Annotated in this window: 7 protein-coding genes; 2 read left to right on the forward strand and 5 right to left on the reverse strand. The window is 42.7% G+C overall.

Features of this window, described 5'->3' with window-relative positions:
- The coding region (locus tag VE944_RS22400; protein ID WP_324982087.1) for an MFS transporter at window positions 1-531 on the forward strand (531 nt) is incomplete at its 5' end.
- 355 nt (window positions 532-886) lie between these two features.
- Here the strand turns inward: VE944_RS22400 and VE944_RS22405 are convergent.
- On the reverse strand, window positions 887-1270 hold the full coding sequence (locus VE944_RS22405; RefSeq protein WP_324982089.1) for a hypothetical protein: 384 nt from the start codon (window positions 1268-1270) through the stop codon (window positions 887-889).
- Between the two features lie 500 nt (window positions 1271-1770).
- Entirely contained in the window at window positions 1771-3519 is a 1749-nt protein-coding gene (gene recN / locus VE944_RS22410) for a DNA repair protein RecN (RefSeq protein ID WP_324982092.1), read from the reverse strand.
- Window positions 3520-3779: 260 nt separating this feature from the next.
- Between recN and VE944_RS22415 the strand changes: the two genes are divergently transcribed.
- On the forward strand, window positions 3780-5768 hold the full coding sequence (locus tag VE944_RS22415) for an ABC1 kinase family protein (RefSeq protein ID WP_324982095.1): 1989 nt from the start codon (window positions 3780-3782) through the stop codon (window positions 5766-5768).
- A 204-nt stretch (window positions 5769-5972) separates the two neighbouring features.
- Here VE944_RS22415 and cysC read toward each other — a convergent pair whose 3' ends face one another.
- The 3 genes from cysC to VE944_RS22430 all read right to left on the reverse strand — a co-directional run.
- The gene (cysC, locus tag VE944_RS22420) at window positions 5973-6533 is read right to left on the reverse strand and encodes an adenylyl-sulfate kinase (RefSeq protein ID WP_324982098.1); all 561 of its coding nucleotides are present in this window, start codon (window positions 6531-6533) and stop codon (window positions 5973-5975) included.
- 120 nt (window positions 6534-6653) lie between these two features.
- Window positions 6654-7088: a hypothetical protein gene (locus VE944_RS22425; RefSeq protein WP_324982101.1), complete on the reverse strand. Its 435-nt coding sequence runs from the start codon at window positions 7086-7088 to the stop codon at window positions 6654-6656.
- 158 nt (window positions 7089-7246) lie between these two features.
- Window positions 7247-9059 (reverse strand): class I tRNA ligase family protein (locus VE944_RS22430; protein WP_324982105.1); only part of this gene is annotated, 1813 nt, incomplete at its 5' end.

A 9059-nucleotide genomic window follows, 5' to 3' on the forward strand; every position in this document is an offset into this window, starting at 1 on the left:
GTATTGTTGGGTGGTGCGATCGCGCTCCTCCCGATTTTTGCCAAAGATATTTTACATGTGGGGCCAATGGAATTGGGATATCTACAAGCAGCTCACTCCATCGGTGCTTTGACTATGGCTATCACCCTGGCGTATTTACCACCCTTACGCAAAGCAGGCCCAGCCTTATTATGGTCAGTGGTTGGCTTTGGGGTTGTAACAATTATCTTTGGACTTTCTCGTTCCTTTTGGTTGTCTATGTTAATGCTGACCCTTGGTGGCGCATTAGATAGTATTAGCGTTGTGATTCGCCATACATTAGTTCAAATCAGAACACCAGATCATTTGCGTGGTCGAGTTGCTGCTATTAATAGCGTGTTTATTAGTGCCTCGAATGAATTAGGGGGCTTTGAATCAGGCTTGACTGCTGCTTTATTTGGCCCGGTGATTTCGGTTGTGGGTGGTGGAATTGGCACAATTTTAGTAGTGATTGCTACAGCTATGATTTGGCCAGGAATTCGTAAGTTAGGAGCTTTGCAAGAGTATAAATAAATTTAAATTGGAAGTATTAGATGATGGAGTTTATCCACTCCTAAGTCTTCCATAGATAATAAAAACCCCACCCTATGCAAAAGCTACAAAATTATAATTGTTATCTCTTGCTAGGATGGGATTTTTGTTTAGTGGAAGTTGCATATCGCTTAATTAATAGGTAGACAAACCCAGAGTTTTAGGATTGTGTCTAACTTAATTTTACCAAATGTCATATCATATCCGCTTGATTGCTTATTAAACCCGAAGAACCCCACCCTGCCAAAGCTGTGCTTTGTCTCCCCTCCCCGCCTGCGGGGAGGGGTTGGGGGTGGGGTTCTTTTATTATGGGTAATTTGGCGGACATGATATCACACTAAGCAGTTGGGCTACCACCAATATTTGGTATACTGCCTCCGGTTGGAATACCATACTCAGAAGGATTGAAGCTATCAGCCGTTGGAATACCGTACTTAGAAGGGTCGAAGCTATCAGCCGTTGGGATGCCAGAGCTACCTAAACTAAAGCTGCCTTCTTTTGGAATATCATACTTAGCAGGATCAAAGCTGTCAGCCGTTGGGATGCCATACTTAGCAGAATCGAAGCTGCCTTCTTTGGGAATTCCATATTTATCAAAATCGAAGCTGTCAGCCGTTGGGATGTCAAAAGCGCCTCCAGATCCGAAAGGATCGCTGGGGTTGCTAGCCTGGCTACCACTATTTACGGTATTACCAAAAACAGAATTTGAATCAGATGCCATTAGAGTTAATTCTCCTATTAGGACATAAATTTTGCTTCATTAATAAATATCAAAAAGCACAATTAAGCTTCATCTGTAGCTTTTTTATTGTTTTTTTAATTGCTAACCTTGAGCTTTTCAGACTAAATTACAGAGAATTTTTATGAAACAAAATACTGACCAAAAAACTGTAATTTTTTCTGGTCATGTTAGTAAATATAAAAAAGCTAGCTTATTTTTACAATGAAAAATATTTAGATGCTTGTACCAAATCTTTTGATGCTTATGTCAAATCTTTAGATAATTTTACTAATGCAATTTGCAGGGTAAGATCATGTAAATTGGTATAAATCGGACTTGACAAATGGGCATTATGAGTAAAAAGAAAACAATGCTGTTTTAAAAATTTCAAGGAGCAGATTACTTCTATTGCAATCCAATTTGATTATGTGAAAAAATCTACGTAGGAGCAACGGAAACGTCTCCAGCTCCGCTCCTGAATTCTGAATTATTCTTCAAGTTTAATTTTTAATTTTTTGACGATGGTTAGCAGCTTGTAATAACAGAGATTCGGCAAAAGCGATCGCATCACTTGCAGATTTACCACCAGCTAACTGTGCTAGTTCTTCCCGGCGAGTATTTAAATTCTCTAAGGTAGTAACTCTGACAACGGTACGCTGTTCGGCGTTGTCATTGTTGGCTTTTTTACCTTTGCCTTGATTGATAGTTTGCTTATCTACGCGGAAATGGCGATCGGCCATTGCTGCAACTAAAGGCTGGTGAGTAACACATAATACTTGGTTGCGTTGACTTAGCTGGTGTAATTTTTCAGCGATCGCTTGGGCGACTCTTCCCGAAACGCCGACATCAATTTCATCAAAAACCATTGTCCCAGCCGCATCAACCTGAGAAAAACAAGCTTTCAGCGCCAGTAAAAAGCGGCTCATTTCCCCGCCAGAGGCAACTTCCGTTAAAGGTTGCAGTGGTTCTCCAGGGTTGGAACTAAACATAAAAGTAATTTTATCTGCTCCCATAGCAGTTGGGGGAGCAGGCACTATCTCAACCAAAAATTTTACCTTTTCCATCGCTAGGGGCTTGAGTTCAGCTATCAAACGTGACTCTAAATTAGCAGCCGCCTTACTCCGCAGTTGAGTTAACTGATTACTTGTTTGGGTAAGTTTCTCAAAACACACCTTTTCTTGCTGTTCCAACTTTTCGATAGATTGTTCACTGTCATTAAGTTGGGCTAATTCCCCTTGGATACGTTCGTAATAAGCGATCGCTTCTGTAAGTGTCGGCCCATACTTGCGGCAAATTTGCTTTAATTCCTGAATTCTTTCTTCCACCTCTTCCAATCGGTGCGGATCGGCTTCTAATCCATCCCCATAAGCATTAATCTGCCTTCCCACTTCCATTACCGCAGCTTGCGCGTCCCGCACCAATTCTAATAGGGGTTGCAGTTGGGTATTATATTCCACCATGTCATTTAATATCGCCTCACTGTCTCCCAATAAATCACCTGCGGCGGGAGTTTCATGATCGTTTTGATACAAAGCCTGATAAACCTTGTAACTCATTTGTTGCAAATCGACGACATGATTTAAGCGTTCCCGTTCTTGTCCCAAATGTTCCAATTCATCAGGTTCGCTGAGGTTGGCTGCTCCCAGTTCTTGCACTTGATACGTGAGCAAGTCGAGTTGTTGCAACCGTTCTCGTTCTGATGTCCGGCGTTTTTCTAGTGCTAAATGCGCCTGTTGGTAAACACTGAAGCCCGTGGCGACTTTATGGCGCTGCTGCATTAGAGAGTCACCGCCATATAAATCCAACCAGTCCCGGACTTGGGCAGATTGTCCCACTTGTACAGTTTGACCTTGGGCTGTGATTTCCACCAAGCGATCGCGCATTCCTCCCATAATCTGCCGATTGACCAATACGCCATTCACCCGCGATCGACTGCGGATATTACTACCAGTGGCTGTGATTTCTCGGCTAATAACTACGGAATTTTCATCAAGCAAATCTATTTCTTGTTCAGTTAACCAAGCGGCTAGGGGGGCGTTTGAGGTGAAAGTAGCTTCTACCATCGCCCGACTTGTCCCCGTGCGAATGACTCGACTAGAGACTTTACCGCCCAATGCGGCATCAATGGCATCCAAGATAATCGATTTCCCAGCGCCGGTTTCACCTGTTAACACATTTAGTCCCGCGCCAAATTCCAATTCCAGTTGGTCAATTAGGGCAAAGTTTTCAATTCGTAGGCAAAGCAACATCAAGCCAAATTCTCCATAAGGGCAGATGCCAAATACTTCCAACTTACAGGATAATAAGTCTTATCTTTTAGCAACTAGCAATACCTACTACTATTGAACTAGTATGCCCATTTAAGTGTAGCAAACCACTGGGTACTGGCGATTGGGTACTGAAAAAGAATTATTTTAATTTTAATGCCCAATGCTTAATGACCCATGTCCAATTCTTCAACATATTGTTACAATCCTTAATGTGATCGTTCTGACTGGTGGCCTTCTTCATGATTGTTAAGACACTTCCCCCTAGTTCCCGACCGATTCAGGAGGACAGTCGCAACGGCACAAATAGCCGAGGCGAACTGGACGTTATTGATGTAGTGCCAGAAAATGGTACACCAAGCTTAGTTGTGCGCTCGCCAAGACTCTTAGCAGCCCAACAGTTGAGAACAACAGCCCAACCTGAGATTCTTTACGATCCCGTAGGCATAGCGGCACATTACCAAAACAGAAAAATGCAAGTTTTACGGCGGATTTTCGCCGTGTTGGGGCCAGCTCTATCCTTTGCTTTTGGGTTGTGGTCGGATAGTAAACGGGGAATTGTCGTCAAAAATGACCGCCGCCGAGCTACTCAATTACGAGTATTACTGACCAAATTAGGGCCTGCTTACATCAAAATTGGACAAGCTTTATCTACTAGACCGGATCTGGTTCCTCCCGCATATTTAGAAGAATTAACTAAACTACAAGACCAATTACCGCCTTTTCCGAACGAACTTGCTTACCAATTTATCAAAGAAGAATTAGGTGCGCCCCCAGAAGAGGTTTACGCCGAACTCTCGGCCCATCCAATTGCTGCGGCTTCATTGGGGCAAGTGTATAAAGGTAAGCTAAAAACTGGTGAAGAAGTTGCTGTTAAAGTTCAGCGCCCCGACTTAAGAGAGGGGATTACCATTGACTTGTATATCTTGCGTAACCTCGCCGCTTGGGTGCAGAAAAGGGTTAAACGGGTAAGAAGTGATTTAGTTGGGATTCTCGATGAATTAGGCGATCGCATTTTTGAAGAGATGGATTACATCCATGAAGGCGAAAATGCCGAGCGATTTTTCGAGTTATACGGTCACATGAAAGACGTATATGTACCGAAAATTTACTGGGAATACACCAATCGCCGCGTCCTGACGATGGAGTGGATTAACGGTACTAAATTAACCCAGACAGAAGAAATTAGCGCCCAAGGTATAGATGCTCGTTATCTAATTGAAGTGGGTGTGCAGTGTTCCCTGCGCCAGCTGCTAGAACATGGATTTTTCCATGCAGATCCCCACCCTGGTAATTTGTTAGCAACAACCGATGGAAAGTTAGCTTATCTCGACTTTGGGATGATGAGCGAGATTAAGCCACTACAGCGTTATGGTTTGATTGAAGCGATCGTCCACGTTGTCAACCGCGATTTTGAAGGATTAGCAAAAGATTACGTTAAATTAGATTTCTTATCACCAGAAACCGATTTAACACCAATTGTCCCAGCTTTTGCGAGAGTCTTTGCTGATGCCGAAGGAGCCAGTGTTGCCGATCTTAATATTAAAAGCATCACCGATGAACTATCGGCTTTGATGTATGAATATCCTTTCCGTGTACCGCCCTACTACGCCTTAATTATTCGCTCCCTGGTAACGCTGGAAGGTATTGCAATATATATAGATCCCAACTTTAAAGTCCTCAGCGAAGCTTATCCCTACGTTTCTAAACGCCTGTTAACCGATCCAGCACCGCAATTAAGAGCATCATTGCAAGATTTGCTATTTAAAGATGGCAGATTTCGCTGGAATCGCTTAGAAAACTTGTTAAAGAATGCGCGTAATAGTCAAGACTACGACTTTAATTTAGTGCTGAATCAGGGGATAGAATTTCTAGCATCTGAACGCGGTGCTTTTATTCGTGACAAGCTAGTAGATGAATCTGTTAACGGACTCGATGCTTTAAGTAAAAATGTTTTGCATAACTTCACCTATTTGCTGCGGGAACGTGTAGGGTTGACAGCAGTTAATGAAACTCCGGCGGCGACAGTTGAGCAACAACAAACTTTGGAGCATATCAAACGTATATTAAGTATTCTCCGAGAAACACGAGGCTTTGATCCGATGGAACTTGCACCCAAAATTGCCCAGTTATTGGTAAATTCAGATGTACAGCGTTTGGGTCAACAAATTGCCAACCGCTTTACGCAAAAGGCTGTAGCCAGATTCATTCGGCAATTATTGGCATCCTAGCAAAAGTTATGAGTTGAGGAAGAATGCAGAATTCAGAATTCAGAATTCAGAAATCTTGATGCTCTCTACATTCGCAAAGCTGCCGTAGGGAAGTGGTACGACAGGCTCAGTAAACATCGCACAGAATTAAATTCTGTAGCTTGCTTCCCTGAAAGGGTATTCTGGCTCCTGACTTCTGAATTCTTTTTTATTAAAAACTTTCTTTCAACTCATAAATAATTCATTACTAGCAACTATATAACCCAACTCTTCCAGCTTTTCTAAAACCTTAGTTGCACTTTGGGTAATACTTTCTTGGTTAGTTTTGCATTCGACTTCCGGACGGAGTGGTATTTCATAAGGATCATCAATACCAGTGAAGTGCTTAATCTCCCCGGATCTTACTTTTTTATATAACCCTTTTACGTCTCGCTGTTCACAAATTTCTAATGATGCATTGACGTAAACTTCAATGAAAGATGGAATACTTTGGCGCACTTCTTCCCGAATTTCACGGTATGGTGAAATAGCCGAAACCAATACAATTACATTATTTCTGCTAAGAAGATGAGCCACAAAACCAATGCGCCGAATATTCTCTTCTCGATCCTCTTTACTGAAACCCAATCCTTTGCAGATGTTTTGACGTAACGCATCGCCATCTAGAACTTCAACTCTGTATCCCTGTATCCGCAGTTCCTTCTCCACGAATTTGCAGATAGTAGTTTTACCTGCACCACTTAGACCAGTGAACCATACTGTCACGCCATGCTCTCGCTGTCTCATCTTACCTCCGCCGTACACTTCAAATGGCAGACCAAAAAAATACTTTTTTGGGTAATTTTAGGTCAATAAATACAGACTTGATCATGTTGTGGCTTTATGAGCAATACTATTGGAAACTTGTTAACTTTCCTCTTGGGGATAACCATTTTTATCGCGTTTGAGGCTTTCTTCCAAGGCTTGAATTTGTTCACGACGAGCTTCCAATTCTAAGGAACGCCGCGCTAAGTCTTGGTTTTGCAACGTCAGGGATTGTCGCCAATGTTCTGCTCGCTCGGCTTCGTGGTGCAAAAATTCCGGAGTAATGCCTATGGTGAGGTAGCTTTGTACCAGATGGAGTACCCAGTTGGTGGCATCTTCTAGTCTTTCAATGTCGCCTGTAGAGGAAAGTTCTACTAAAACAAGCAAGTTTTCACTCATAACTTTTCCCTTCCCTAGCAGAATGAAAGCCTCTTCTGGAATTATCGCCCACAAGTTATCAGCTTCTTGACGCGCCAACAAGCGTAACTGGTGCTGGTCTAAAAAATCGTTTTTACGCACCTGGGCTAGATATAGCATGAGGGTCGCTTCGCTCCAATTAAAAATTAAATATTAAAAAATTTAATAAAATAATAAGTCCCAGAATTGATATTTGGATCTTGTTAATGGGTAATGGGTAATTGGGAATTAATAATCCGATTACCCATTACAGTTATCCTAAGCCACGCAGGCGATCGCTACGACAATCCCTTCAGACGCTCGCGCAAAATTTCTGCTTGCTTCTGTGCTTCTGCTAAGGCATCACGCGCCCCCTGTACCACATCAGCTCTAGCTCTATCTATGAAACTAGGATTGTTTAATCTGGTACTCAGGGATTGAACTTCGGCTTCAGCTTTACTCAAGCTTTTTTCTAGCTTGGCACGTACAGCTTCAATATCTACCACACCGCTTAGAGGAATTAGCACCTGTATTGTACCAATTACACCTGCGATCGCATTTTCTGGTTCTTGTGATTGTTCTAATTCTTTCTGCGGGAAAAATCGGCTCCATAACCTAAGTCTCGCTTGAGCAGTGAGTAAATTTTGGCTAACAAACCACGCTGTGTAACCAAAACCAACTAGTTCAAAGAAAGTTCCGACGATGGGAATGTCATCAATGGCATTTCCCGCAGCTAAACCCAATCTACCAAAGACAATGGCCACGATAATTAAGCCAATCGTTTTCAAACCCCTCTGAGGTTTTTTCGCAGCAACAGTTTGGTTTTCTTGCTTGTCGGTAATGGTTAAAGTCTCAACCTTCGCCAAATCTTTAATGTAATCTTGTCCAGCAGTGAGAATTTGCCGCTCTTTCTCGCTTTCAGTTTGCAAATTCGCTGTCACTTTTACCCCTGGCTTAATATCCGCTTCAGCCCGCAAATTCCGAATTGTGCGGATAGTAGCAATGAGCAATTCAAACTGTTCTTCTAAAGGTGAATCAATTAAGTTTGCATCTACCTGGGGATAGATTTGTAATGGTAAAGTTTGCGGGGAATCTGCTGGTTGTTGGGTGAGAGTTTGCCAAATTTCTTCAGTAATATGAGGCATGAAGGGATGAAGCAGTTTCATAATCCCTTCTAGTATGTAGCCGAGGGTTTGCTGTGCCACCCGCCGCGATACTGGATCGGCATCTGCTTGTAATCTGGATTTCGCTAGTTCAATATACTGATCGCAGAAATCACCCCAGATGAATTCGTACAATCCCTTAGCTGCTTCCCCTAAACCGTAATTATCGATGTCATTGGTGGTTTGTTTGACAACTTGATGATACCGCGAGATAATCCAGCGATCGCTCAATTCGGTAGCTACTGGGTTCCCCAATTGTTGCGGTGTTTGTCCATCCAAATTCATCATCACAAATCGGGCAGCGTTCCACAACTTATTTGCAAAGTTGCGTGATGCCTCAACCGATGCTGATTCATCCTTTTTGCGATCGTACTCCAATCGGATATCTTGACCAGCACCAGCCACTTCCCTAATTAAGGTATACCGCAGGGCATCAGTACCATATTTGTCTATTAATAACAATGGGTCAATGCCATTACCTTTGGTCTTTGACATCTTCTGACCTTTTTCATCCAGCACCAAGCCATGAATGTAAACCGTTTGGAAAGGCATTTGCCCCGTAAAATGCCCAGCCATCATTGTCATTCTGGCTACCCAGAAAAAGATGATGTCAAAGCCTGTCACCAAAGTAGTAGTCGGGTAATAAGTTGCTAAATCTTGAGTTTGTTCTGGCCAGCCCAAAGTCGAAAATGGCCACAGTCCAGAAGAAAACCAAGTATCCAGCACATCTGGATCTTGTTCTAGCTTGACATTTTCTCCAAATTGTGATCTAGCTTTTTCCCAAGCTTCAGTTTCCGATTTTGCCACGACAAAGGGCGTATTATCGGTAATTTGTCCATCGGTTTCACTGATAGCGTACCAAGCCGGAATTTGGTGTCCCCACCATAATTGGCGAGAAATACACCAATCAGTGAGTTTTACTAGCCAATCACGATAAACCTTTGTCCAG

Origin of the sequence: Nostoc sp. (assembly GCF_035638895.1) — a bacterium.
Lineage (GTDB): Bacteria > Cyanobacteriota > Cyanobacteriia > Cyanobacteriales > Nostocaceae > Nostoc.